Origin of the sequence: Nitrosospira lacus (assembly GCF_000355765.4) — a bacterium.
Taxonomy (GTDB): Bacteria; Pseudomonadota; Gammaproteobacteria; order Burkholderiales; family Nitrosomonadaceae; genus Nitrosospira; species Nitrosospira lacus.
The window spans coordinates 1,708,687-1,734,483 of sequence record NZ_CP021106.3 but is presented as its reverse complement, the minus strand read 5'-3'; the positions used below and the strand labels follow the sequence as shown (position 1 = coordinate 1,734,483).

The following is a 25,797-nucleotide window of genomic DNA, read 5'->3' as shown; positions in this document are numbered from 1 at the left end:
ATGTTTCTTTGGATAATCCAGCGCGACCTTCTGCTCGCGATGCGGCGGCGGTCAGATGTCCTGACGACGCTATTTTTTTTCGTCATCGTCGTGAGCCTCTTTCCCCTCGGCGTGGGTCCGGAGATGAACATGCTCCGGACCATGGCGCCGGGTGTGGTATGGGTGGCCGCGCTGCTTGCCTCGATGTTGTCGCTGGGACGGATGTTCGCCAGCGACCACCTGGATGGCACGCTGGAACAGATGCTGCTCTCGCCTCAGTCGCTCTCTCTTCTGGTAATGGGCAAGGCGCTGGCTCACTGGCTGGTTACGGGTGTGCCGCTGGTGCTGATGGCACCCGTGCTGGGTATCCAGTACGACCTGACAGGAGATGCGCTGCTGGTGCTGACCGCCTCGCTGCTGCTGGGTACGCCGGTTCTAAGCCTGATTGGCGCTATCGGTGCGGCGCTGACTCTGGGATTGCGAGGTGGCGGGGTGCTGGTTTCGCTGTTAGTGCTGCCGCTCTATATTCCCGTATTGATTTTTGGCGCAGGCGCGGTGGAGGCCAGCGCGGCGGGACTGGGAGCTGGCGCGCACATGTCGCTGCTGGGCGCTTTTCTGCTGGCATCCCTGGTACTGGCGCCATGGACAGCGGCGCTGTCGCTGCGAATTTCCATGGAGTAAGAAGCCTGAAGTAAAGAAACCAATTCTGAATTCATGGTTTTTAGTTTAAAATTGTGAGTTACGCACCTGAAGCATAAAACCCGAGATACGGAATTCGTATTTAACATGGCAATAAACTGGTTTAAATATTCTTCCCCGGCAAGCTTTTATTTTCTTGCCGGCAAAATGATTCCGCTGTTTACCATCGCCGCGATCGTATTATGCGCAGCAGGGCTTTATATCGGATTCTTTGTCGCTCCCACCGATTTTCAACAGGGCGAGGCTTATCGCATCATTTTCATTCATGTGCCGGCCGCCTGGATGTCCATGTTCCTTTATGTGGTGATGGCAATGTGGTCCGGCATCGGCCTGGCCTTCAATACCCGGCTTTCTTCCATGATTGCCACAGCCATTGCGCCGACAGGGGCAATGTTCACCTTTCTGGCCTTGTGGACCGGTGCGCTGTGGGGCAAGCCCATGTGGGGAACATGGTGGGTATGGGATGCGCGTCTTACCTCCGAACTGATTCTGCTATTTCTTTATATCGGATTCATGTCACTGCAGGCGGCAATCGACGACCCGCGCCGTGCCGATAAAGCCGGGGCAATGATCGCGCTGGTGGGCGTGGTCAACATACCGATCATCTATTTCTCGGTAAAATGGTGGAATACCCTGCACCAGGGAGCCTCCGTCAGCGTTACCCAATCCCCGAAAATGGCCACCACCATGCTGACAGGCATGCTGATCATGTCCCTCGCTTGCTGGATGTATGCAATCGCCGTGGTGCTGATACGCACGCGGACCATTATTCTGGAGCGCGAGCGTCACACTGCGTGGGTGGGTGAATTGCAAGGAGCGGCGCGGTGAACTGGGCCAGCATGTCGGATTTTCTGGATATGGGCGGATATGGGTTTTACGTGTGGGGATCCTATCTGGTCGCGCTTGTTTGCATAGCCGGGGAAATTATTCTTGTTTTTAACCGTAAGCGAACTTTGCTCCGGCATCTCAGTCTGATCCATCAGTCAACTAAACAAGAGAAGAGAAATGAAACCGCGTCATAAAAAACTGGCAATAATCGCGTCCGGCGTGACTGCGCTGGGTGTTGCTTCCATACTGGTGTTGAATGCGTTTCAGAGCAATCTGGTATTTTTCTTCAGTCCCACCCAGGTGGCGGCCAACGAAGCCCCTGTGGGCAAGAGTTTTCGCATCGGCGGCCTGGTGGAAGAAGGCAGCGTCAAGCGTCAGGCAGATGGCGTGACGGTGAATTTCGTCGTGACCGATACCGCCAAAGTAATTCCGGTAGTCTACACAGGCATTCTTCCCGATCTGTTCAAGGAAGGCAAAGGCGTGGTAGCTCAGGGAAAACTGGCTGAAAACGGCGTTTTCCGCGCGGATGAAGTGCTTGCCAAGCACGATGAAAACTACATGCCGCCGGAAGCGGCCAGCGCCCTGGAACAGGCGGACAAGGCACGGAAAACAGTATTGGTGCAATAACCACCGGCTCTCGAGGCGAAAAAATTTTGCTCCTGATTCAAACAGGCCTGACCATGGCCCATGGCCCCTATCTCTAACTCACCATTCATCTCCACACCATGATCCCAGAACTTGGTAATTTCGCTTTGATCCTTGCACTGCTGCTGGCGCTTATACAAGGTACTTTGCCCGTTATTGGCGCGGCCCGTGGCGTCCCCTCGTGGATGGCTCTGGCCCGGCCCGTGGTCCAGGGGCAGTTTGTGTTTATCGCCATTGCATTCTTCTGCCTGGCCTATTCATTTGTCAACAACGATTTTTCGGTGATGAACGTCGCCCAGAACTCCAATTCCAAGCTGCCGCTGGAGTATCGTTTCGCGGCGACCTGGGGCTCGCACGAAGGCTCATTGCTGCTGTGGGTTTTCATGCTGTCGGCCTGGTCGGTTGCAGTCAGCGTATTCAGCCGCCGCCTGCCGAATGAAATGGTGGCGCGGGTGCTGGGTGTAATGGGAATGGTGAGCGTGGGTTTTCTGCTATTCCTGCTGCTGACTTCCAATCCCTTCGACCGCCTGCTGCCCGGCGCCCCGGAGGGAAGCGATCTTAATCCCCTGCTGCAGGATCCCGGCATGGTGTTTCATCCGCCCATGCTCTATATGGGCTATGTGGGATTCTCCGTCGCATTCGCTTTCGCCATTTCCGCGCTGCTGAGCGGTCAGATGGACGCAACCTGGGCGCGCTGGTCCCGCCCATGGACTACCGTCGCATGGCTGTTCCTCACCATCGGTATCATGCTGGGCAGCTGGTGGGCCTATTATGAGCTCGGCTGGGGCGGCTGGTGGTTCTGGGACCCCGTGGAAAACGCCTCCTTCATGCCGTGGCTGGTAGGCACCGCGCTGGTTCACTCACTGGCGGTAACCGAAAAACGCGGCAGCTTCAAGAGCTGGACCGTGCTTCTGGCAATATGCGCATTTTCCTTGAGCCTGCTGGGTACATTCCTGGTTCGCTCGGGCGTATTGACCTCGGTTCATGCCTTTGCAACCGATCCAAAGCGAGGGATTTTCATCCTGGCATTCCTGGTTATTGTCATCGGGAGCTCCTTGCTGTTATTCGCCTGGCGGGCACCCAAGATTGGCCTGGGCGGAAAATTTGAACTGCTGTCGAGAGAATCGTTGCTGCTTGCCAATAATCTGTTGATGATGGTGGCGGCGGGCAGCATTCTTCTGGGTACGCTCTATCCGTTGCTGATGGATGCACTTGAGCTCGGCAAGATATCGGTTGGCCCGCCCTACTTCGAAGCGGTATTCGTGCCATTGATGACGCCGGCAATTTTTCTCATGGGAGTAGGCCCGCTTGCGCGCTGGAAGCAGGCAAGCCTGCCTGAGCTTGCGGTACGTCTGCGCTGGGCGTTCGGCGTAAGTATTGTCACCGCGCTGTTGATGCCGTTTGTCATGGGTGAATGGAAACCATGGGTGAGCTTCGGTCTGCTGCTGGCCTTCTGGGTCATTGCCAGCATCGTTGTGAGCCTGCTTCAGCGTATGAAAAATAGTGGCAAGCAAGGTTTGTTCGCGAAGCTTGCTGCGCAATCACGCAGTTATTACGGCATGCATTTTGCACATCTGGGGATAGCGGTATTCATTATCGGTGTAACGCTGGTCGGAGGCTATGAGACTGAAAAGGACGTGCGCATGGAAATCGGGGATACGGTCGAAGTCGGCGGCTACACGTTCCGTTTCAACGGCTCGAAAAAAGTGGCGGGCCCCAATTACATGGCGGATATGGGTGATATAGATGTATTGCGCAACGGCGAAAAAATTCGCAGCATGGAACCGGAAAAGCGGGTTTACGCCGCGTCTGGTATGGCCATGACCGAAGCCGCGATAGATACGGGTGTGTTGCGTGACCTTTACGTTGCCTTGGGTGAACCGCTGGAAAATGGAGCCTGGGTCGTGCGGGTTTACCATAAGCCATTTGTGGACTGGATCTGGTTCGGATGTTTGCTGATGGCATTCGGGGGCGCGCTGGCTGTCACTGACCGGCGTTATCGCCTGGCGGTACGCAATAAGCAACGTGAAGAGATCGACGACAGGAAGGTCGCCGGCAAGAAACTCCCGGCCGGCAGGAAGGCACCGGCCGGACCTCTGATTCCGGGAGGCAGGAAGGCATGACGCGTTTTCTGCTTCCGCTGGCGGCATTTATCGTATTGGTCGGGTTCCTGCTTGTTGGCCTGAACCTCAATCCGCGCCAGGTACCGTCGCCCCTGATCGGAAAACCCGCTCCTGAATTCCAGCTGGAACAACTGCATGAATCGGAAAAGACACTTACCTCCAGGGATAATCTCGGCAAGGTATGGTTGCTGAATGTATGGGCCTCGTGGTGTGTTTCGTGCCGCGAGGAGCACCCGCTACTGGTGGAACTGGCCAAGTCCGGAATAGTCCCCGTCTACGGCCTCAACTATAAGGACGAGCGCGATCTGGCCCTGCAGTGGCTGAAGCAATTCGGCGATCCTTATACCGTCAGCATCAGGGATCCCGAAGGGAGAACAGGCATCGAGTATGGCGTCTATGGCGTTCCGGAAACCTATGTCATCGACAAGAATGGCGTCATTCGTTACAAGCAGATCGGGCCGGTAACGGTGGAAGCGCTGGAAACAAAAATTCTGCCGCTGGTAAGGGAATTACAGGGATGAACCCGATGTCGTCAACCGGTCCGCTGGGCTTGGACCCCTGCCGCGCACACGCTGGAAGGCGGAAGGAATTTTTCAACGTGAGTAAAATTTTCCTGTTGCTTGCCCTGGTGTTTCTGCTGCCTTCAGGTTGGGCCAAGGAGGCCGCGCCGGTGGCTGAAGACCCGGAGATCGAAAGGCGCATGATCCGCTTATCCGAAGATCTGCGTTGTCTCGTATGCCAGAATGAATCCCTTGCGGGGTCGCGGGCGGATTTCGCCAACGACCTGCGACGTGAGATCCGTGAACAGATGAGGGCAAACAAAAGCGATAAGGAGATTGTCGATTTCCTGGTTGCCCGTTATGGCGATTTCGTGCTTTATCGCCCGCCGGTTAAGTCCACAACGCTATTTTTATGGTTCGGCCCCTTCATTTTTCTGGCGATAGGCGCGGTAATCCTGGTGGTTTATCTCAAACGCCGGCGCAGGCAGATTGAAGACCCGGTGCTATCCGACCGGCAGCGTGAGCAGGCTGAAGCCTTGCTAAAGGAAGGCAAGGGTAACAACGCATGACATCATTTTGGGTTGTAGCCGGCATTTTTATTGTCGGTGCTCTGCTGTTCGTGCTGCCTACGTTGCTGAGAAAAAAAGATCATCAAGCTGGCGTGGCGCGCGATTCCACCAATGTCAGCATCTATCGCGACCAGCTGGCCGAACTCGATAACGATTTACGCAGCGATACGCTGACCCGTGAGCAATACGAGCAAAGCAAGCGCGAACTGCAACAGCGCATGCTGGAAGACATTCCCGAAGGAGAATCCTCCATGGCAGCAGCCATATTGGCGGCCGGCAGCAACCGTAATACCGCCACCATCGCGTTGATATCGCTGGCGATACCCCTGCTGGCAGTTTCACTTTATCTCTGGCTGGGGAATACGCGAGCGCTCACTCCGCAGCCTGCTGTCGAGCAGATGCCCATGGGGGGCGTGACAGATGAGGGAGGCCATCAAAACTTCTCGGCCGTATTGGAAAGCCTGACCGCGCGCCTCAAGGAACAGCCGGATGATGTGGAAGGGTGGATCATGCTGGGAAGAACCTACGCAATCATGCAGCGTTTCCCCGACGCCAAGGTTGCCTATGAGAAAGTGATCGCCATGGTCCCGGATAATGCGGAACTGCTGACCGATTATGCCGATATAGTTGCCATGACGAATAATGGCAGTCTGATGGGTCAACCTTTGGAGCTGATCAACAAGGCGTTGCGCCTCGATCCCAAAAATCCCAAGGCGCTGGCATTGGCGGGCACCGCCGAATTTGAGCAGAAAAGATTCAGCAAGGCGGCCGTCTACTGGGAGCAATTACTGGCACTCGTCCCGCCGGAGTCCGAGTTGGCGCGGTCTGTAAGCAGCAGCATTGCCGAAGCGAAATCGCTGGCTTCAGGAAAAGGCAGCATCATGGCGAGGGCGCAGGACCAGGCACCGAGTGGTCAGAATCCTCCTCCCGCCGGGAACAAGCCGGAGTCGGTTGCGGCTGCGGGGGCTGCCGCATCGGGTGGCGGCACCCTTTCCGGGAAGGTGACGCTGGGCCCCGCGATGGCCGGCAAGGCGTCTCCCAATGACAGCTTGTATATTTTTGCGCGCGCCAAGGTGGGTCCGAGGGCGCCGCTGGCAACGCTGCGCCTGCAGGTCAAGGATCTGCCCGCGACTTTCTCGCTGAACGACTCGATGGCCAGATCCGGCGTGCAGCTATCCACTTTCCCCGATGAAGTGGTGGTAGGGGCCAGAATCTCAAGATCCGGATCTCCCATGCCGCAAAGCGGCGATCTGCAAGGCCTCAGCCAGCCAGTCAGGGTCGGCGCCAAAGGGATTGATGTGGTAATCGATCAAACGTTACCCTGACCTGGGCTACCGCCACAATCCCCCGAGAAGTTAGCCATACGAAAACATCGGACGCAATACGTGTTGCTTCAATAAGCAACGCATATTGCGCCGGATGAGAATTCGCTTCATACCCCAATCAACTGCTGTCTGCTGAATTATTATTACACCTTGGTGTGGGTAGGGCAGCAACTATTTCCTTACCATCATCCTGCCGCAATGCCAGGATGATGAGGTAAAAAACCCGAATTTAACAGGAATTACATCCGACGCAATGCGCTGTGCTTATTGGCGCCCTGCCCCTCCATTTCTGCTTGAAAACAGCAGATCAAAAGTACCGAGATAGCCATCGGACGAGGCACGCGAAGGGGTGCATCGTCTTCCATGCAATGACAAGCAACTCAGCATGGCCGTTCTAGCGAACACTCAAAAATGACGAGATAGTCACCAGGCAAGATGAGAGGGGGCGCATGGTTTTCCTGTGCAACGACGCGCAATGCAGCATGATCGTCCAGTAAACCTTTAAAAATGACAAGATAGTCATCAGGCAAGGCGCGAGGAGGCGCATAGTTTTCCTGTACAACGACGCGCAACGCAGCATGATCGTTCAGTGAACCTTTAAAAATGGCGAGATAGTCGTCAGGCAAGGCGCGAGGAGGCGCATGGTTTTCCTATGCAACGACGAGCAATGCAGCACAGCATGATCGTCCAGTGAACCTTTAAAAATGGCGAGATAGTCGTCAGGCAAGGCGCGAGGAGGCGCATGGTTTTCCTATGCAACGACGAGCAATGCAGCACAGCATGATGGTCCAGTGAACCTTTAAAAATGACGAGATAGTCGTCAGGCAAGGCGCGAGGAGGCGCATAGTTTTCCTATGCAACGACGAGCAATGCAGCACAGCATGATGGTCCAGTGAACCTTTAAAAATGACGAGATAGTCGTCAGGCAAGGCGCGAGGAGGCGCATAGTTTTACTATGCAACGACGAGCAACGCGGCATGGCGGCTATCTCGTCATTTTTAACTAGCGAAGCTGGTGATTGACCCAAAGGGCGGCGGTAAACAGCAGCAGCGCACCCGCCTGGTGCGCCGCTGCCAGCGGCAGGGGAACAACCAGCAGCAAGGTGGCGATACCGAGACTTACCTGCACCATCAGCATGATCAGCAACATATTGCAGGCAAGATGGGCCGAACCGGGAAGTGGCAGGTTCCTCGATTTAAACCAGAAAATCGGAACCAGAATTGCCAGTGTCCATGCAATCAGGCGATGATCGAACTGTACTGTCGCCATGTTATCGAAAAAATTGCGATACCATGGCTCCAGCATGAATATCTCGGGTGGAATGATATGACCGTTCATCAACGGAAAAGTATTGTAGGCCATCCCCGCATGGATACCCGCAACGAATCCTCCCGATAGCACCATTAAGAAGATAAGGGTGGTAAGTCCCAGGGAAAAACGGTGCAAACTTCGCAATCTGATGTTTCCATGTGATATATCGGCGGGAAACAGCAACCCCAACGCCACCCGGAACATTGCGGCATAAATGATGAATGCAAGCCCCAGATGGGCTGTCAGGCGGTATTGGCTGACATGCGGGTTATCCACCAGGCCGCTTTTTACCATATACCAGCCCATCGCGCCCTGCAGACCTCCCAACACGAAAATTCCCGTCAGCTTCAGGCCCAGGCGCCGGTCAATTCCTTTTCGCGCGAGAAAATATACGAATGGAATAAAAAAGGCCAATCCGATAACACGCCCAAGCAGCCGGTGAAAATACTCCCACCAGAAAATGCCCTTGAATTCATCCAGGCTCATGCCAAGATTTACTTTCTGGTACTGAGGCGTCTGATGATACTTCTCGAAAAGTATTTCCCAATCACTTTGGCTGAGCGGAGGAATCGTGCCGACAATGGGTTGCCACTCAACGATGGAAAGTCCCGAATGGGTAAGCCGCGTCACACCACCGACGACCACCATGGCAAATACCAGCGCGCAGCAAGCCAACAACCAGATGGCAATGGATTTTTGCATGATAAAATAAACAGTTTGCTATAAGCGGGAGTTAAGATTCATGGTCGGCCTGGAACAAATCGAATCGCGGCTTGGCGATATCATTATTTCGCGCGCATCAGACGCTGCTTGTCGCGCATCCACTCTTTCTGTTTCTCGGACTCGCGTTTGTCATGCTGTTTCTTACCCTTGGCCAATCCTATTTCGAGCTTGATTTTCCCGGCCTTGTAGTGCATGTCCAGCGGCACAAGAGTATAGCCAGCGCGCTCCGCCTTGCCAATGAGCCGCTTGATTTCATCCGCGTGCAGCAACAACTTGCGCGTGCGGACCGGGTCCGGGTTGATATGAGTGGATGCCGTGGGCAGGGCGCTGATATGGCAGCCAATGAGAAACAGTTCGCTGTTGCGGATTATGACATACGCTTCCTTTATCTGTACTCGTCCCGCACGGATCGCTTTGACCTCCCAACCTTCAAGAACCACGCCGGTTTCATATTTTTCCTCGATAAAATAATCGTGAAAAGCTTTCTTATTCTGAACGATGCTCATGTGGCAAGAAAAAGGGTGAGTTCCACGCGGGTTTCGTGTATTTTAGCAGCTTTCGATGCGGTCTCGGTGGATCATGGCGGCGGGATGAAAAATGAGTGCGAAATGAACGGTCAAATGCCGGATTCAGGTTTATCCCATGGCTGATATAGAAAAATCGGTTCTGGTCGGTTATTCCGCGAGCCAGATGTTCGCGCTGGTGGATGCGGTGGAAGCGTATCCCGATTTTCTGCCGTGGTGCGGCGGCTCGTCCGTTAGCCATCAGAGTGAAACCGTAACGCATGCGACGATCATGATCAATTATCACCATATCAAGCATAGCTTCACTACCGAGAATACCCGGCGCCCGCCTGAATTGATTAATATCACACTGCTGAATGGACCCTTCCAAAACCTGGACGGCCATTGGCGTTTCATTCCATTGGCCGAAGATGCCTGCAAGATAGAGTTTCGCTTACACTACACGTTCTCGCATATATTTCTGGAAAAGCTGGTGGGTCCGGTATTTTTCATTATTGCCAACAGCTTCGTTGAAGCATTTATCGCACGGGCGGAAGCAGTTTATGGACATTCATGAACGCGCAATGGAGATCGAAGTGGTTTATGCGTTGCCGGATATTCAGATTATGCGGCGGTTGTGTGCGCCGCCTGGAGTAACCGCGCGGCAGGCAGTGGAGCTTTCCGGAATCATCAACCTGTATCCGGAAATCGATCTCTCAAAAAACAAGCTGGGCGTATTTGGCAAATTGGTCAAACCCAATGCGATTCTGCGGGATGGCGATCGTGTGGAAATCTACCGGCCATTGGCCGTCGACCCCAGAGAGGCTCGCAGAAAACGCATGGAAGATTTCAAGACGATGAAGAAAAACAGGAATGCAGGCACGAATGTGCCGAACGGCGCACCCCTGTAGAGAGCGCATAGACAATGCAAACTGTCCGTTTCCAGCGGGGTCTCCCCCTTCATGGCTTTCCCAAATCCTGACTCCGGCGGCTGGATTTCCCGCAGGGGGCGGACCCAGGAGATCACGAACCCACAAGATCGGGGGTCCCCGCAGCCTCCATGTTTCGCTATAATGCCGCTTTGTGAAGGATCAATATCATGCGACTGGTTGAAAAAGCTCTGACCTTTGACGATGTTTTGCTGCTTCCCGCCCACTCCGCGGTTTTACCACGCAATGTTAATTTAGCCACCCGTCTCACCCGCGCAATTTCTCTCAATATTCCATTGGTTTCCGCCGCCATGGATACGGTAACCGACTCGCGGCTTGCCATTGCCCTCGCTCAGGAAGGCGGCATCGGCATCATCCACAAGAATATGCCTGCAGAAGATCAGGCTGCCCATGTAGCCAAAGTCAAGCGTTTCGAAAGCGGCGTGGTGAAGGAGCCGATTACCATTCCGCCGGACATGACCGTGCGCGAAGTGCTCGATCTCATCCACCGTTACAAGATATCCGGTTTGCCGGTGGTGGAAGGCTCCAAAGTCGTGGGCATCGTCACCAACCGGGATCTACGTTTTGAAACCAATCTCGATCAACCCATCAAGAACATCATGACGCTGAAAGAGCGGCTGGTGACGGTGAAAGAAGGGACGACACGTGAAGAAGCGATGGCATTGCTGCATCAACACCGGCTGGAGAGAGTACTGGTGGTGAATGACGATTTCGAGCTGTGCGGATTGATTACCGTAAAGGATATTATCAAGACTTCGGAGCATCCCAACGCCTGCAAGGATGATCTGGGGCGTCTACGCGTGGGGGCCGCGGTCGGCGTCGGCGAAGGCAGCGACGAACGCGCGGAAGCGCTGGCGGAGGCGGGCGTGGACGTAATCGTGGTGGATACGGCGCACGGTCATTCCCAGAGCGTGCTGGAGCGGGTCCAGTGGGTCAAGAAACGCTTCCCTCAAATACAAGTCATCGGTGGCAATATTGCCACCGCCGCCGCGGCCAGGGCGTTGGTTGACCACGGCGCCGACGGCGTAAAAGTGGGCATCGGCCCCGGCTCGATTTGCACCACGCGCATTGTCGCCGGTGTAGGCGTACCGCAAATCACCGCGATCAAGAATGTATCGGGTGCCTTGAATAATACCGGTGTGCCTCTGATTGCCGATGGTGGTATCCGCTACTCCGGTGATATCGCCAAGGCGATCGCTGCGGGGGCCAGTTCCGTAATGCTGGGCGGATTGTTCGCCGGCACCGAAGAATCGCCCGGAGAAATTGAACTCTTCCAGGGACGGTCATATAAAACCTATCGCGGCATGGGCTCGCTTTCCGCAATGCAGCAGGGTTCCAGCGACCGCTATTTTCAGGAGGCCGGGCAGGACACCGAGAAACTGGTGCCTGAAGGCGTGGAAGGCCGTGTACCTTTCAAGGGCAGCGTGATCGCCGTGATCCATCAGCTCATGGGCGGCATACGCTCGGGCATGGGTTATCTCGGCTGTGGAACCATTGATGAAATGCACGCCAAAGCCGAGTTTATCGAAATCACTTCCGCCGGTATTCGCGAATCCCATGTGCATAACGTCCAGATCACCAAGGAGGCGCCAAATTATCACGTGGAATAGTAGAACTAACTAGGACCTGTTAACAGGCCCTAGATTGCCGCCATGCCGCGTTGTTCGTCGTTGCATAGGAATACCTGTGCCTGCTCGCGCTGCCTGACGCCAGTCTAGTCATTTTTTAACATTTTCCCCATGGTTTTGCTTGTCTGAAGCCGCGTTTAAGGATTTCCGCCGCACCCCATGCATCAAAAAATACTCATCCTGGACTTCGGTTCCCAGTATACCCAGCTGATTGCCCGCCGCGTGCGGGAAACCAATGTTTATTGCGAAGTTCATCCATGCGACGTCAGTTCGCAATTCATCCATGACTTTGCACCGCGAGGCATCATTCTTTCCGGCGGCCCGGACTCCGTAGCGGAGGATGAAACGCCGCGCGCCTCGCAAATTGTTTTCGAGCTAGGCATCCCCGTACTCGGAATTTGCTACGGCATGCAGGCAATGGCTGCGCAACTGGGCGGTGCGGTCGAAACTTCGAAAGTACGGGAGTTTGGCTATGCCGAGGTGCGGGCGGAAGGTCAAACCGCGCTCATGCGCAATATTCACGATCGTACCGACGCGGAAGGCGAACCGGTTCTGGATGTGTGGATGAGCCATGGCGACAAGGTAACGGCACTTCCTCCCGGCTTCAAGGTGATGACCAGCAATGCCGCCACGCCGAATGCGGCCATAGCCGATGAGGTTCGCAAGTTTTATGGCATGCAATTCCACCCCGAGGTTACCCATACCCTGCAAGGCAAGGCCATTATCGAACGGTTCGCACATGAGATTTGCGGAGTCGGTTATGACTGGAACATGCCCGATTTCATGGAGGAAGCAATCGGCCGAATTCGCTCTGAAGTGGGCACAGATGAAGTTATTTTGGGCTTGTCCGGAGGCGTGGATTCATCGGTTGCAGCGGCACTTATTCATCGCGCAATAGGAAAACAGCTTACCTGCGTATTTGTGGACAATGGCCTGCTGCGGTTGAATGAGGCCGGGCAGGTAATGGATACCTTTAGCAGGAGCCTGGGTGTAAAAGTCATTCACGTCGACGCCAGCGAAGACTTTCTCGATCACTTGCAAGGCGTTGCCGATCCCGAACAAAAGCGCCGTATTATCGGCCGCGAGTTTGTCGAAGTATTTCAGCGCGAAGCCGCCAAGATCGCCAATGCACGCTGGCTCGCCCAGGGAACGATTTATCCCGACGTGATTGAATCCGCCGGCGGTAAAACAAAAAAAGCCCATACCATCAAATCCCATCATAATGTCGGCGGCCTGCCCGATACGCTGCATTTGAAGTTATTGGAACCCTTGCGTGAATTGTTCAAGGATGAGGTACGTGAGCTTGGCCTGACGCTGGGCCTGTCGCACGATATGGTGTATCGTCACCCTTTCCCGGGCCCTGGCCTGGGCGTTCGCATTCTGGGGGAAGTCAAGTACGAATACGCCGAGTTGCTGCGGCATGCCGACGCGATTTTTATCGAGGAATTACGGACTTCCGGCTGGTACGAAAAAACCTCGCAAGCCTTTGCCGTTTTCCTGCCGGTAAAGTCAGTGGGCGTGATGGGCGATGGACGCACCTACGAGTACGTGGTGGCATTAAGAGCGGTCAAAACGGAAGACTTTATGACTGCCCATTGGGTAGAGCTCCCTTATACCCTGCTGGCCAGGATATCCAATCGCATTGTCAACGAGGTTCGCGGCATCAATCGCGTGGTGTACGATATCTCCGGCAAACCACCCGCAACGATAGAGTGGGAATAAATTTGCATCGTTCGCGGTTTTTCAGCAATTTTTCGTAAAATATTGCGATGATGATTTTAACCTCAGGTAAAACGGTTCTATAATCATATTTAATGAAGATAATTGCCACATCTGTCGCTTTTCTGCCGCTTCTGTTTCTCGGCGAGCCGGTTCTGGCCGAAGAAGGAAAGCTCCCAGGGAAATTAAACACGTCGACGGTGAACTCAGCCACGCAGGCTGTCCAGCGTCACAGTACCGACATTCGCGTTAAAGTTGAGAATGATGGTGAGCAAATCATCGTGAATGCAACTTTTACCGTTCCGGCCGCACCCCAGCTAGTCTGGGCAGTACTGACAGACTTCGATAACATATCCCGTTTTATTTCCAGCATCCAGTCCAGTAAGGTTGTCGGAAGGTCGGGCAATGATGTGCATGTCTCCCAGCACGCGATAGAAAAATATGCCTTTCTAACGATTTCGCTTGAATCGGTACGAAAAATAAGTTTGACCCCTTTCAAGAAAATCCAGGAGCGCATGATTAGCGGCAACATGCGCAAAATGGAAGAAACAACACAGTTGCTGCCAGAGGGCGATCACACCCGTATTGTCTATCAGGCAGAGATCATTCCCGATATGTGGATTCTGCGGTTTATAGGACCCCACTTCATCGAAAATGAAGCGCGAAAGCAATTCCAGGAAATATCGGACGAAATAATCAGGAGAAAGCGCGTACTCACCACTGGTTAGCGCTCCGGTAGCAAAGCCATTCAGATCACGGCAGGCCCGCTGTCACGATACCATCCGTGGAAACGGCCGAGGGGCCAACCCGATTCACGGCGTGCGCCTGGGAGCATGAGCCGGCATCGTGATGGGCCGAGGATTGCGATAAAAAATTCACAGGGGTTTGCGGCCGCTGATGACTCTAAGTAGCACAACCACGATCGCGATCACCAGCAGAACATGGATAAAGCCACCCATGGTATAAGAACTCACCAGCCCAAGCAGCCATAAAATGATCAGAACGACAGCAATGGTATAGAGCATGATATTCTCCTTTCATGTTTAACCTGTTTATCAACATTCCGGGCGCTCGTCCGGATTGCAGGACATACCGCCATATAACGAATTACCTGCGGATAAGATCCCGGTTCTATTTTTCTCGCTCTGCAGCAGCCTTGGCAGCGGCTTCCGCGGCTTTTGCATCTTTAAGGCAAATCTCTTTCGCATCGCCGGCCTGATCGTCACACCGTTCTTTAGCGGTCGCGTAATCCGCCTCTGCCCTGGCGATACGGGCTTTATAGCGATTTTCCCTGGAAGGTTCATACTGAGCTTTAAGATCGGCTTCCGCGACCTCCTCTCCACCCTTCGCTTCAATCCGGCAAATATCCTTCGCGTTCCCCGCGAGGGAATCGCAACGCGCCTTTTGGGCCTTGTATTCGCGTTCTATGCGCTCCTTTTCCGCTTTGTACGCGTCCTTGGACATATGCTGCCCCGCCATCGTGCCGAAACTGAATACCAAACCCGCGATGATCGCGATGACTTTGAATTTATCCATGATTTCCTCAACTTATAATTCCCACACGACTATGCGGCATGTCGCATTTCGCCACATGCCGCACCGTTTTACTTGGGAGGATAGATATCCTTCTGGTTTTTTTCCCAGGTTGAAATTTGCTTTTCCGCCTCCTCTTTTGTGATTCCGTAAGATTCCTGAATCTTCCCAGACAGCTGATCCCGTTTGCCCGCAATCACATCGAGATGATCGTCGGTCAGCTTGCCCCACTGTTCCTTGACTTTACCCTTGAATTGTTTCCAGTTACCCTCCACTTGATCCCAGTTCATTTTGACTCCTTTCTATATGGCTGTAATGAATATAAATAAGAACACGCAACTTCCTTTCTGCTGCTTTCAGACGCCTTTCCAGTCGCTTGCTTACTTCTTGATGCTCAATTCATTAATAACATTCTTTACGCCCTCGACGCCGCGCGCGACGGCGACCGCCTGGTCGATCTGAGTCTGATTGGCCACAAAACCGCTGAGCTGAACCTCACCGTCGCGTGTCACTGCCGCGATATCAAAGCTTTTGATACTCTCATCGGCAAGCAGCGCGGCTTTCACCTTAGTGGTAATGACAGCATCATCTATCTTGTCGCCTATCGTCGTCGCGGTAGTCTTCAGGCTCATCTTGTTATCCACGTTCTTGACACCCTCGACCCCCCGGGTGACCGCAATGGCGCGATCAATCTGAGTCTGGTTATCCACAAAACCGCTCAGTTGAACCTCGCCTTTGCGTGTCTCGACCTTGATATCAAAACTCTTGACATCCTCATTGGCCAGCAGCGCAGATTTCACCTTGGTGGTGATGGCGCTGTCATCGATTTCCGTTCCCACCGTGGTTTTAGCCTCGGGTTTTGGCTCCCCCGGCGGAGCCGCTTTCTCAGCGCTTTTTCCGCAACCGGCAATGGATAGCGCGCCGATAAGCGCGATAGTCAGAACGAATAATCTATTTTGGGTATTCATGCTATTTTTCTCCAGAGTTGAATGAAATTGGAATTGCTGAAAATACTCGCAGCCTGCCGGACCTGAAGAATCGAAGCGAGATTTGCCGATTTTGAGGATCAATAGTTATTTCCATTGACCAAAAAATATGGATCGGCCAGTTATTTTTGGAGCCGATCTCACTCAGGTGCGGCAGGCTGCTGCAGGCATACTCGGCTCCACAGTTGCAATCATCCCTTTTTGGCTCCAACTGATCAGTGCGGTGACACACATAATCAGAAAAATACCAAAAACGAAGCTTTTACCGGATAGAATGAAACCGGCAGGACAGCAAACGGGATGATCGGTGGGAGGGGCGTGACTTGAGACTGATTGGAAGTTTATTCGTGAAAATCACATACAGAGTGAAGACGGTCAAAGCCATGCCTGCATGCCCGTGGGCCGACCTCCTTATTCGCTTGACCCAGCCCGGTCGATGACATTTTAGCGCGGCTTCCCGCATTATTTCACTTGCATCTGATCAAAGACGCCGCCCCGGGCAAAATGCCTGCTTTCCGCCAGCTTCCAGCCACCAAAAAGCTCATCGACGGTGAATAGATCGATTGAGGGGAATTGCGTCGCATATTTCCCGGCTACCCTCTCGTCACGCGGGCGATAGTAGTGTTTACCCGCGATGTCCTGAGCTTTGGCGGTATGGAGATAATCGATATATGCCCGGGCCACGTCGCGCTCACCATCGGTCGCCGCATTGTCCACAATGCTGACTATAGGTTCGGCCATGATCGACATGGACGGAGTGACGATCTCAAACTTATCGCCCCCATGGTCCCTGACAACTCGATGAGCTTCGTTCTCCCACACCAGCAGCACATCGCCCAGCCCACGCTCAACGAAATTTGCCATCGCGGCGGAGGGCCGCGAGTTACGGGGCCCGGAATCCGGTATTGTGACGTTGGAAAATAATTTCCTGACAAATTCGAATGCGTTCGCCTCATTGCCGCCGGATTGCTGAAGCGCATACCCCCATGCCGCCAGGTAATTCCATCGTGCGTCACCTGAGGTTTTTGGACTGGGAGTGATCACTTCGATCCCCGGCCGTACGAGATCCCCCCAATCTTTTAGCTGCTTGGGGTTACCTTTACGCACCAGGAACACGACGGTCGAAGTATATGGCGGACTTTGCGGCGAAGATCCCTGCCAGTCGGGCAACGTGAACCGGGTATTCTTTTTCAGCGCCTCGATATCATAAGATAAAGCGAGCGTCACGATATCCTGCCCATCCATCATGGCGCGCACGGGCACCCCCGATCCGCTATGGGCCTGTTTGACTGTAACGTTTACACCGGATCGCGCTTTCCAGTGCCTGGCAAATGCCACATTGAAATCCTCGTACATTTCCCACGTGGAATCGGGCTTGTTGCTATAAGAAATACTATGCAGGGCGGCGGCGGCCACTCCCAAGCTAAGCAAAATTACGAGGAGCGCAAAAATAAAACGGGAGCGATATAAACTCATTTTCATTTTCTCCAGAGTAATTACCCAGGCGAAAATTTAACATTTGTTTATTTCACGGACGTTGCATAAAAATGAATAAATTGAATAATCTTTATGTTCCTGCCGGGAATCATGAATACGTCAAATAGAAGTTCATGGACGCTATAAACAGTTCACAATGAATAGTAATCCGGCTGCTCCCGCTCAACCCGGCCAACCAGGGAGCGCACGGGAATCCGCGTTCGGTAAATAAAATGGCAATGCGGATGCCTCCATGTATAAAATTTCAGTTTCGCTAACGTTGTTTAAGATGATGAACGGAGCAGAGTCCGGTGAATATAAAAAGCTTTACCAAATTCTCCAATGTAGCCCTCATATTGCTGCTGATAGCCATCGGGCTGCTTATATTTAATTCGCTGAGTATCCGCGAAGATCTCAACAACAACGAGCGTCACCGTCTGGAGGCGCTTCTGCTTGCGGACGAGCTGCTGCAGAGTTCGGATGACCTTACCCGTATGGCGCGTAACCATGTGGTCACTGGCGAACCCATCTATGAGTACTACTTCAATGTGATCCTCGATATCCGCAACGGCAAACGGCCTCGGCCTTTGAACTATGCCGCCACTTACTGGCACCTTGTGGCAGGCGGGAAGATCATACACGTCGAGCAAGGGGAGACGCTTTCGTTGCTGGAGATGTTTCGTCAAGCCGGTTTGAGGAATGAGGAATATGCCTTGCTTGAGGAATCCATGGACCGCTCCAATGACTTGGTTTATGTGGAAAGGCAGGCATTTGCGGCCGTGAAAGGGCTCTACGACGATGGAAAGGGGAATTTCACGGTAAGTGGCAAGCCCGACCGGGAATTCGCCATTGGCTTGCTGTTCGGCGATCATTATATTGCCGGGAAAGCTGCCGTCATGGAGCCGATTCAGAAATTCCTGGATTCATTTAACGGCCGCATGCAAAGCGAATCGGATCTCAAGCGGGTCAGTCTCAAGCGCCAAAGCATGATTGAGATCGGACTCATTTTCATCGCTGTGCTTGCTGCCATGGTGATCCGTTTTTATACGCGCCTCGGAATATTGCAGCCTTTGGCCGAACTCGGCCGCCAGGTGGCCGGCATCACCCGCGGCATTCGTCCGAGTCGTTACGGCGGAGTCACAACCAATGAAGTGGCGGCACTCGGCGAAGCACTGATTCTGGCGGACGCGGAAAAGAGGCAATTGCTTGAAAATGAACGGCTGGCGAGAAGCGAAGCCGAGCGGGCCAGTCAGCTTAAGGATGAATTTCTGGCGACGCTCTCCCATGAACTTAGAACACCGCTTAATGCGATTCTGGGGTGGGCCCAACTCATTCTGAGCGGGAACATGAAAAAAGAGGATATCCATCGGGGGCTGGAAACCATAGAGCGAAATGCTCGCGCACAAAACAAGCTTATCGAGGATCTTCTGGAAATGAGCAGCATTATTTCAGGAAAGGTAAGACTCGACATGCAGCCATTGGACGCCACCGCGCTGGTCGAGGCAGCGGTTGAGTCGGTAAATCCAACGGTACAGGCCAAGGGTATCATTCTGCAAAAAAAAATCGACCGGCGCATCGGGCCGGTCTCGGGTGATTTCAACCGACTTCAGCAGATCTTCTGGAATCTCCTTTCCAATGCGATTAAATTCACACCCAAGGGAGGAAAGATAGAAGTCGTGGTTGAGCAGATAGGCTCTTATCTTGAGGCCAGGATCAATGATTCCGGCCTGGGCATTTCACCGGACTTCATGCCCTACGTTTTTGATCGTTTCCGGCAAGCCGACGCTTCACTGACCCGGCAGTATGGGGGTCTCGGTCTGGGTCTTGCCATTGTTAAACAACTGGTGGAACTTCATGGCGGAACGGTTCGAGCGGAAAGCGCCGGGATGGGCAAGGGGGCATCATTCATCGTGAACCTGCCGTTGGCGACCGTGGGTGATAAGCTGAAAAACGAGCCAGCGCCCCTGATGCGCGATTCCTTCGAAGGCGATAATTCCGTGCTCTCCGGAGTAAAAGTACTGGTGATTGACGATGAACTGGACGCACGTGAGCTTATCAAGAAAATACTCACTCACTATCAGGCCACTGTGACCACCGCCGGGACCGCGGCGCAGGGACTCATGCTTTTACAGACCGACAAACCGGATGTGATTATCAGTGACATAGGCATGCCTGAGAAGAATGGATATCAATTCATTCGGGACGTAAGAAATCTTTCGGGCGAAAACGGCGGGGAGATTCCAGCTATCGCACTCACGGCATTCGCCCGTCCGGAAGACAAAATCAGCGCGATAAAGGGTGGCTATCAAGGGCACCTGACCAAACCGGTGGAACCGCGGGAGCTGATCGCCGCGATCAAGGAGCTGGTTGAGCAAAAATAAAAATCGCCAATGTATCCTGCAAACATTGGCTTCCCACCCCACTGCTCCCCGCTGCGTGCATGACAGGACAATTTTCTGCAATGAAGAATTTCCGGTTGATGCCTATGAATAATGGATGAGTATTGCGTAATCCATCAAGATCCCGCCGAAACGCCGAGACGCCCTCCACGATCCGCTTGTGATAGTTTCACACCCTCGTCTTCACCATAAATCCCAACCAGGTTTTTGTCTCCGCTTTCGCACAAAAACGCCGATGTCATATCATGACATATGGAGTCATGATATTTTCAATCGGCCACACGAAGGAAATGCCCATTGACACGTGGCCTTCGATGGATAATTGCATGTGGCATATTGTCACACGCGGCAAATTGTCGCATGTGACAATATGCCACATTGATTTATTGATATGGATAATAAATACTCGGCCACATCGGTTTGGCTGATTAGCCTGCCCGATATGCTGTTTGCCTTCCCGTTATCCAACAATATCAATCGAGAGACTCTGTATGAAAAAATCACTCAAACACGTACTTTTCGTGGTCGGCATGACTTCCCTGCCCGCGATGGCTCACATCGGCTATACCGGCCGCAATTTCGGCACCTTTGACGATACCTATGCCATGTCCACCCGGTCAGACCAGGCGGTGACGGGCAACTACGGCTGGATCGATGGAACAGATGCCGACTACGGCGACGCCCATAAAACGCTCGCGTACCGGTTTACATTGCTTAGCCCCACCGACGTAACGCTTTCATTCCAGCAGGCAACTTCTCAAGTCACGGACCATAGCGGCAACGTCTCCACTTCGCAACTCGGGCTGATGCCCGGTTTTTCGCTCTTTCAGGGACTTGCGCATGTTGCCCCGATGGGGGCTGATTATGATTCATCGGATATATCCAGGGCCAACCGGCCTGATTATACCGAGGGCTCATTCAGAGCACTGAATGACTGGAAAATCGGTAACGCCCCGGATACCGTCAATGACATACCCGCCGCCCTGAGTTTCTTCAAATATATCGGTCATGCCTATGACGGTACAGGCTTTGGCTCAGATGGCACGGCAGACGGCAGGGTGTCGCATACTTTCATGAACCTGGCACCCGGTGACTACTCGGTATTCCTGGGGGGAGCGGACTATCTGTCGCAGGATATCTCTAATCCAAATCTCCTGAATAAATATGGCGTTACCGGCACCCTGGTGGCCGGTGTGGTACCCGAACCGGAAACCTACGCCATGCTGCTGGCGGGACTGGGGTTGATGGGTACCATAGTGCGTCGGCGTAAATCACATGGAAATGTCTAGGCATTACCCATAGTGCCTAGACAATTTCCGCTTCTCTCGTCCATCTATCCGATGTTACGAGTTCATCCCAGGAGAAATTAATGATGAATAGATTCAAGAAGCGCCTCGGGCCAGATCCGACCACCACCTCGGGATCTGAAACAGCCAATGTCTCGATGTCCTGGAAGCCGCAGAATGGGAGATATACCGCCAGGGTTCGTGAATCTTGGACGGGTCTATGAACGCGGACGTACGGCTTGGTTCAGGATAATCTTCAATATGTAAGATAGAAACATAATGTCCAGGAGGTGCGACAAATGGTCGTGCGGCAATATGTCGCATTCCCAAACAGGTTTTTCCTCCTTACACTTCCCTATTGCTGTTACCGCCCTGATTTTACCGGATCGAAACCATTGACTTATAGCTTGCATGTTACAGCCGCGCTAATCGGTTTGACGATGGCAGCCGTTTCGTCCGAAGCGGCGCAGCCACCCGTTGCCAGAATACATGTCATTGAAAACCCCGCCGCAGCCGGTGCGCAGTTTCCTCGTCTCGCATCGCTTCCCGATGGTGGGATATTGATGAGCTGGGTGGAGCCGGCTGACAAAGATCATGTGCTCAAATATGGCTTGCTGCGCGACGGGAAATGGATACGCCAGGGTGAAGCCGCGCGTGGCGGAGACTGGTTTATCAACTGGAGTGATTTCCCATCTGTCGTAGCCATCGACAAGTCGTTCTGGGTAGCGCACTGGCTGGTCAAACGAAAAGGCGGCCGTACTTACGACTACGATATCGCAACATCCATTTCCAATGACTCCGGCATAACCTGGAGTACCCCCAAATCACCGCATCGCGATGGATTGGCCGCCGAGCACGGTTTTGCCGTCATTTTTCCGGTGCATGGCGATGCGGGGATTATCTGGCTGGACGGACGTGATCGCCTTGTGAAGCAAGATGGCGGCAAGCATAAGGGAAAATCCGGTAATTTCGCCTTGCGCTATACGCGCATTCATCGTGATGGTGGCATGGATAAGGAGCAGGTGATTGACGATAGTACCTGCACCTGCTGTTGGCCGGCCGTGGCTGTGACACCGGCGGGCCCGGTGGCCGCCTGGCGCGGCCGCACCGATAATGAGATTCGCGACCATCGGGTGGCGCGTTTGCACCATGGCAAGTGGACAAAACCTGTACCGCTGCATGGAGATGGCTGGGAGATTGCCGGATGCCCGGTCAATGGCCCCATGCTGGCAGCACGGGGAATGCAAGTCGTGGCGGTCTGGTTTACCGCGGCGAATGATCATCCGCGCATACGCGCTGCATTCTCCACGGATGGCGGCCAAAGTTTTGGCCAGCCCGTTGACGTGGATAAGGCGGATCCATCCGGACGCGTGGGTGTCGCATGGAGTGATGACCGTACCGCGGTCGTTTCATGGATCACCGCAGCGGATACAAGTAGCAGAAAAGCCGGCCTGGCAGTTCGCAAATTATATGCCAATGGTACGGCGGGTCCGATCCAGTATCTCAGGGACATCAGTGGCGGACGGGACACCGGCGTTCCGCAGCTCGCCGCATATGGACAAGACTTCATCATGGCCTGGACGGGTGAAGCGCCAGGTCAGGGCATTAAGACGATATTTGTTCCAGATAGCCTGATGGGCTCTGCTCGCTCAATTCCCCCACGCCGCTGATTCCGCTTACCGTCCCCCCCAAGTGCATCTGCTTATAACAAAGAAAAAGTCCGGCGCGAAATTAACCGCTACCGGACCGGGGGTATCCTTCAGGGGAGGGCAAGAAAAGATACCCAACAGGTATTCTCCTCTATTTCAACAAATTTTCTGTTCGTTGTCCCACATAGAATTAAACAAATAAGAACAAGTGTATATTTATTCCCACATCACATTACAATTTTTCTTTGCCGCGGCGGTGAGCAACTCGATCAAGGGCAAGGCCCGGTAATCGAACCGCACAGCCTGATCATCCCCTTCCCGGCTTTGAACATCGGCATCCGGTTCCGATGTGGCAGCCGCTGCCGATTTTTCCGCTTCGATCGCCCTCTTCAAACGCTCAAGCGCGACCGGGACATCCTCGGCCAGTATCGCGCCGGGTACTGTCCCGCTGTGCCCCATCATCTTCAGCAGGCGCTGCGCGATATCACCAAACAGGGTGATGTCGGCGTAGGCGTCGCATTTGAATGTCGTCAGCATAATTGTTTCCGGCAAAAATTGTCTTGGTAAACCGCTGATCAAGAATATGTGAAAAGACCATGTTGGCCGCAACAGACAAAGATCGCATTGCCAGCCCAGCTTTCACACCGCATACCTAAGCTTGCGTCGTCTGTTACACCCCATACCCACCACGAACAGGCCCGCCAAGAACATGGTCATCATTTCAGGCTCCGGCACGGCGCTGGCAAAAGCCGATGCAAGGATGGCATGCCCACGGGTCGTTGGATGGAAATCATCCCAGTAAAGAAAACCATCGGGATTGGCGCAAGACCCGGAAGCCGTCAAGCAGGCGTTTTGCACATCGGTTAGGTTGTAGTGGGGATCGGATGGATTCGCAAGAATGCCGTTCACGAAAGTATAAGTATCGAATTGAAATATGTTGGCATCGGGAAATTGCGAGCTTACGTTCCCCAGCTGGCTTGCCAGTTCATTATTGAACACAATGGAAAACATGTGCGCATCCGCCTTTGCCGGATCCCCCAGGGCGGCGACAGAAGGCGTGGTGCTCAAGTCCGGAAGATTTGGAATTAGAAAATTTCTCGCACCCGCCCCTGCCAGCACGCTTACATATCCCGCAATATTCTGGGCGGCAAGCTGGGACGCTTCAACTGTGGTCAAATCTTTGTGCGACAGATAGTCATTTGCTCCTCCCCACAAGAAATACAACGCGTTGGGATCGGCACTGCGATTCGAATCACTTATGTATTGCCCCACTTCGTGGTTCATCCCCGGCAGGGGAAGTATGCCCGGAACAGGAATAGGAATAGGACCTGGAAGAAGGTTTCCCTTCTCGATTGCAGTGCCTCCATCGCCGGAGTTTCCGATACCTGAGGTGGCCCCTGCCACGGCATAGCTGCGAAAATTCGCAGTACCACTACTTACCGCTCCCGGAAAAAGAGCATCCGCCAGATACTCCGTGGCAACTTTTCCATTGGAAACGCGTCCGTCAGCATAAGGAGGACAGGGGAAAAAACAATTGTCCAATAATCTTTTATAGAGGCTCAGCTCGGCATACTGACTATTTCCCGCGTCCGAGAGGCTGTCGCCGAATGCATACAAACCGCTGAAAGGCGCCGCCCCAACGTTGCCGCCGGTCAATAGCAGAGCAAAAGACGCGGCAAAAAACGCTTGTGTTTTCACAGTCAATCTCCCAGGTCAATTTAATGATAGGACCCTTTGGCCCGCACCGAGGTTCGGGCTGAATTAGTCGCGGTTTTTGATCAACAAACCTATCAAGACCCCCAGTCCGATTGCCAGTCCAACCGTCCGCCAAGCATTTTCATGTACATATTCATCGGTTATCCGCGCCGCGCTTCTTGATTTATCGACGACGGAATCTTCAAAATCTTGCAGATATTCCTTGGCGTGCGTCAGATTCTGTTCGATTTTATCGCGTAAAACCTGGGCCCTGCCCCCGCTCTCACTGCTTACGGATTTCATCAATTCCTCGGTATCGTTAATCACCGAATGAAAATCTTCAATAAGCTTTTCTTTGCTTTCCCTGGCGGTATATTTACCCATCACATCCTCCATGTAAAAAAAAAGTATAACATTCCCCGCGCACCAACCAACGCCCCATCACGCACCGTCAACATTCAGCCAGACAAGAATCAGAGCCGGTGCTCAAGACCCTCATACTGTCTTTGTTTCCGCAAATCCGGTCTGTCTGGCACCGCACATACGGCCCCTGAATTTCGGTGTAGCCTGCAATCATTGAATTTATTCCCCACATCTGTCAACCATCTGTGGAAATCAGTCGGAACTAAAAACAGCGAGGAGCCAATGTCATATTTGCATACCCCCAAGCAAAATCTTTTTTTGGCCGCTCTCCCGGAAGAGGTTTATGAGCGCTTGAAATCATGCCTTGAACTTGTTTCCCTGCCAGAGGGATGGGCTGTCTATGAGGATGGCGGCGAAATTGACCGCATTTACTTCCCCACTACCAGCATCATTTCGCTCCTTGCAACCACGGAGGACGGAATGGCCGAGAAGATTGCCATTATCGGCAATGAAGGTTTATTCGGAATTGCCATGCTTATGGGAAGAAAAGCAGCACCCAACCAGGCAATTGTACAAAAGAGTGGCTATAGCTACCGCCTTAAGGCGGCTAATCTGAGAAGAGAGTTCGAGCTTGGCAGTCCGCTGCGTTATTTGCTGCAGCGTTATACTCAAAGCCTGACGGCAAGAATTGCACAAACCGCAATGCGTCCCATGCATTCGGCCACGGGCACCCGTATGTCCGTAACCAGTCCATCCTCCTCTCACATTGATACCTTGGTTACGCAAGCGCTGCGCCCCTCGAAGTGGATTGAGTCAACGCCTTCAGGCGCCAGCCTGCGCCCGCCTCAGCGAGCGGCCTAGCCCGGATGCTTCACTAAACCAGCCTGAAAATTCTTATCGGCTGCAAA

28 protein-coding genes are annotated in these 25,797 nt (G+C 53.4%); 17 read left to right on the top strand and 11 right to left on the bottom strand.

All coding sequences use genetic code 11. The features are described 5' to 3' along the window. The 8 genes from ccmB (at position 1) to ccmI (ending at position 6,668) form a co-directional block, all read left to right on the top strand. Positions 1–660: a heme exporter protein CcmB gene (ccmB, locus tag EBAPG3_RS07710; RefSeq protein WP_004176836.1), complete on the top strand. Its 660-nt coding sequence runs from the start codon at positions 1–3 to the stop codon at positions 658–660. A 105-nt stretch (positions 661–765) separates the two neighbouring features. Next, positions 766–1,506, top strand: a complete 741-nt coding sequence (gene ccmC, locus EBAPG3_RS07705) for a heme ABC transporter permease CcmC (RefSeq protein ID WP_004176835.1) — start codon at positions 766–768, stop codon at positions 1,504–1,506. A gap of 11 nt (positions 1,507–1,517) precedes the next feature. Beyond that, the gene (gene ccmD, locus EBAPG3_RS07700; RefSeq protein ID WP_004176833.1) at positions 1,518–1,700 is read left to right on the top strand and encodes a heme exporter protein CcmD; all 183 of its coding nucleotides are present in this window, start codon (positions 1,518–1,520) and stop codon (positions 1,698–1,700) included. Beyond that, positions 1,684–2,133: a cytochrome c maturation protein CcmE gene (gene ccmE, locus EBAPG3_RS07695; protein WP_004176826.1), complete on the top strand. Its 450-nt coding sequence runs from the start codon at positions 1,684–1,686 to the stop codon at positions 2,131–2,133. The genes ccmD and ccmE overlap by 17 nt, the downstream gene beginning before the upstream one ends. A gap of 98 nt (positions 2,134–2,231) precedes the next feature. After that, positions 2,232–4,274: a heme lyase CcmF/NrfE family subunit gene (locus EBAPG3_RS07690; RefSeq protein ID WP_040851958.1), complete on the top strand. Its 2,043-nt coding sequence runs from the start codon at positions 2,232–2,234 to the stop codon at positions 4,272–4,274. Next, positions 4,271–4,795 (top strand): DsbE family thiol:disulfide interchange protein, encoded by a 525-nt coding sequence (locus EBAPG3_RS07685; RefSeq protein ID WP_004176822.1) that lies wholly within the window; start codon positions 4,271–4,273, stop codon positions 4,793–4,795. The genes EBAPG3_RS07690 and EBAPG3_RS07685 overlap by 4 nt, the downstream gene beginning before the upstream one ends. A 77-nt stretch (positions 4,796–4,872) precedes the next feature. After that, positions 4,873–5,343, top strand: a complete 471-nt coding sequence (locus EBAPG3_RS07680; RefSeq protein ID WP_004176820.1) for a cytochrome c-type biogenesis protein — start codon at positions 4,873–4,875, stop codon at positions 5,341–5,343. Next, positions 5,340–6,668, top strand: a complete 1,329-nt coding sequence (gene ccmI, locus EBAPG3_RS07675) for a c-type cytochrome biogenesis protein CcmI (RefSeq protein WP_004176818.1) — start codon at positions 5,340–5,342, stop codon at positions 6,666–6,668. The genes EBAPG3_RS07680 and ccmI overlap by 4 nt, the downstream gene beginning before the upstream one ends. Positions 6,669–7,048: 380 nt before the next feature. Here the strand turns inward: ccmI and EBAPG3_RS07670 are convergent, their stop codons facing one another. The 3 genes from EBAPG3_RS07670 to smpB all read right to left on the bottom strand — a co-directional run bounded on the left by EBAPG3_RS07670 (position 7,049) and on the right by smpB (position 9,208). Next, entirely contained in the window at positions 7,049–7,294 is a 246-nt protein-coding gene (locus tag EBAPG3_RS07670; protein WP_004176815.1) for a hypothetical protein, read from the bottom strand. Between the two features lie 376 nt (positions 7,295–7,670). Next, positions 7,671–8,681, bottom strand: coding sequence for a COX15/CtaA family protein (locus tag EBAPG3_RS07665; RefSeq protein WP_004176813.1), 1,011 nt, complete (start codon positions 8,679–8,681; stop codon positions 7,671–7,673). Positions 8,682–8,764: 83 nt separating this feature from the next. Continuing rightward, a complete protein-coding gene (gene smpB, locus EBAPG3_RS07660; protein WP_004176812.1) occupies positions 8,765–9,208 on the bottom strand; it encodes an SsrA-binding protein SmpB in 444 nt (147 codons plus the stop codon). A gap of 136 nt (positions 9,209–9,344) precedes the next feature. Here smpB and EBAPG3_RS07655 point away from each other — a divergent pair, with 136 nt between their 5' ends. The 5 genes from EBAPG3_RS07655 (at position 9,345) to EBAPG3_RS07635 (ending at position 14,230) form a co-directional block, all read left to right on the top strand. Next, positions 9,345–9,782, top strand: coding sequence for a type II toxin-antitoxin system RatA family toxin (locus EBAPG3_RS07655; protein WP_004176810.1), 438 nt, complete (start codon positions 9,345–9,347; stop codon positions 9,780–9,782). Continuing rightward, positions 9,769–10,116: an RnfH family protein gene (locus EBAPG3_RS07650; RefSeq protein ID WP_004176809.1), complete on the top strand. Its 348-nt coding sequence runs from the start codon at positions 9,769–9,771 to the stop codon at positions 10,114–10,116. Before EBAPG3_RS07655 ends, EBAPG3_RS07650 begins: the two co-directional genes overlap by 14 nt. A gap of 188 nt (positions 10,117–10,304) precedes the next feature. Further along, the gene (gene guaB / locus EBAPG3_RS07645; RefSeq protein ID WP_004176808.1) at positions 10,305–11,765 is read left to right on the top strand and encodes an IMP dehydrogenase; all 1,461 of its coding nucleotides are present in this window, start codon (positions 10,305–10,307) and stop codon (positions 11,763–11,765) included. 177 nt (positions 11,766–11,942) lie between these two features. Next, a complete protein-coding gene (guaA, locus tag EBAPG3_RS07640; protein ID WP_004176807.1) occupies positions 11,943–13,505 on the top strand; it encodes a glutamine-hydrolyzing GMP synthase in 1,563 nt (520 codons plus the stop codon). A 92-nt stretch (positions 13,506–13,597) separates the two neighbouring features. Further along, a complete protein-coding gene (locus EBAPG3_RS07635) occupies positions 13,598–14,230 on the top strand; it encodes an SRPBCC family protein (RefSeq protein ID WP_004176806.1) in 633 nt (210 codons plus the stop codon). Between the two features lie 147 nt (positions 14,231–14,377). Here EBAPG3_RS07635 and EBAPG3_RS14975 read toward each other — a convergent pair whose 3' ends face one another. From EBAPG3_RS14975 to EBAPG3_RS07610, 5 genes are all read right to left on the bottom strand, one after another. Then, positions 14,378–14,527: a lmo0937 family membrane protein gene (locus tag EBAPG3_RS14975; RefSeq protein ID WP_004176799.1), complete on the bottom strand. Its 150-nt coding sequence runs from the start codon at positions 14,525–14,527 to the stop codon at positions 14,378–14,380. A gap of 106 nt (positions 14,528–14,633) precedes the next feature. Continuing rightward, entirely contained in the window at positions 14,634–15,038 is a 405-nt protein-coding gene (locus tag EBAPG3_RS07630) for a hypothetical protein (RefSeq protein ID WP_004176798.1), read from the bottom strand. A gap of 68 nt (positions 15,039–15,106) precedes the next feature. Then, on the bottom strand, positions 15,107–15,325 hold the full coding sequence (locus EBAPG3_RS07625; RefSeq protein WP_004176797.1) for a CsbD family protein: 219 nt from the start codon (positions 15,323–15,325) through the stop codon (positions 15,107–15,109). A gap of 90 nt (positions 15,326–15,415) precedes the next feature. Continuing rightward, a complete protein-coding gene (locus EBAPG3_RS07620; RefSeq protein ID WP_040851967.1) occupies positions 15,416–16,003 on the bottom strand; it encodes a BON domain-containing protein in 588 nt (195 codons plus the stop codon). A 480-nt stretch (positions 16,004–16,483) separates the two neighbouring features. After that, on the bottom strand, positions 16,484–17,503 hold the full coding sequence (locus EBAPG3_RS07610; protein ID WP_040851949.1) for a sulfate ABC transporter substrate-binding protein: 1,020 nt from the start codon (positions 17,501–17,503) through the stop codon (positions 16,484–16,486). A gap of 305 nt (positions 17,504–17,808) precedes the next feature. Between EBAPG3_RS07610 and EBAPG3_RS07605 the strand changes: the two genes are divergently transcribed. The 3 genes from EBAPG3_RS07605 (at position 17,809) to EBAPG3_RS07595 (ending at position 22,852) form a co-directional block, all read left to right on the top strand. Further along, a complete protein-coding gene (locus EBAPG3_RS07605) occupies positions 17,809–19,878 on the top strand; it encodes a hybrid sensor histidine kinase/response regulator (RefSeq protein WP_004176792.1) in 2,070 nt (689 codons plus the stop codon). A 509-nt stretch (positions 19,879–20,387) separates the two neighbouring features. Further along, positions 20,388–21,185 carry a PEP-CTERM sorting domain-containing protein gene (locus EBAPG3_RS07600; protein ID WP_004176786.1) on the top strand — a complete coding sequence of 266 codons (798 nt, stop codon included), beginning with the start codon at positions 20,388–20,390 and terminating at the stop codon, positions 21,183–21,185. Between the two features lie 392 nt (positions 21,186–21,577). After that, positions 21,578–22,852, top strand: coding sequence for a sialidase family protein (locus EBAPG3_RS07595; protein WP_151898881.1), 1,275 nt, complete (start codon positions 21,578–21,580; stop codon positions 22,850–22,852). 195 nt (positions 22,853–23,047) lie between these two features. Here EBAPG3_RS07595 and EBAPG3_RS07590 read toward each other — a convergent pair whose 3' ends face one another. The 3 genes from EBAPG3_RS07590 to EBAPG3_RS07580 all read right to left on the bottom strand — a co-directional run bounded on the left by EBAPG3_RS07590 (position 23,048) and on the right by EBAPG3_RS07580 (position 24,910). Continuing rightward, positions 23,048–23,368: a DUF1840 domain-containing protein gene (locus EBAPG3_RS07590; protein WP_004176783.1), complete on the bottom strand. Its 321-nt coding sequence runs from the start codon at positions 23,366–23,368 to the stop codon at positions 23,048–23,050. A gap of 102 nt (positions 23,369–23,470) precedes the next feature. Further along, on the bottom strand, positions 23,471–24,529 hold the full coding sequence (locus EBAPG3_RS07585) for an SGNH/GDSL hydrolase family protein (protein WP_004176782.1): 1,059 nt from the start codon (positions 24,527–24,529) through the stop codon (positions 23,471–23,473). 63 nt (positions 24,530–24,592) lie between these two features. Further along, complete coding sequence (locus EBAPG3_RS07580; protein ID WP_004176780.1) at positions 24,593–24,910, bottom strand: ElaB/YgaM/YqjD family protein; 318 nt, start codon at positions 24,908–24,910, stop codon at positions 24,593–24,595. A 261-nt stretch (positions 24,911–25,171) separates the two neighbouring features. Here EBAPG3_RS07580 and EBAPG3_RS07575 point away from each other — a divergent pair, with 261 nt between their 5' ends. Continuing rightward, positions 25,172–25,750 carry a Crp/Fnr family transcriptional regulator gene (locus tag EBAPG3_RS07575; protein WP_040851946.1) on the top strand — a complete coding sequence of 193 codons (579 nt, stop codon included), beginning with the start codon at positions 25,172–25,174 and terminating at the stop codon, positions 25,748–25,750. Positions 25,751–25,797 lie beyond the last annotated feature (47 nt).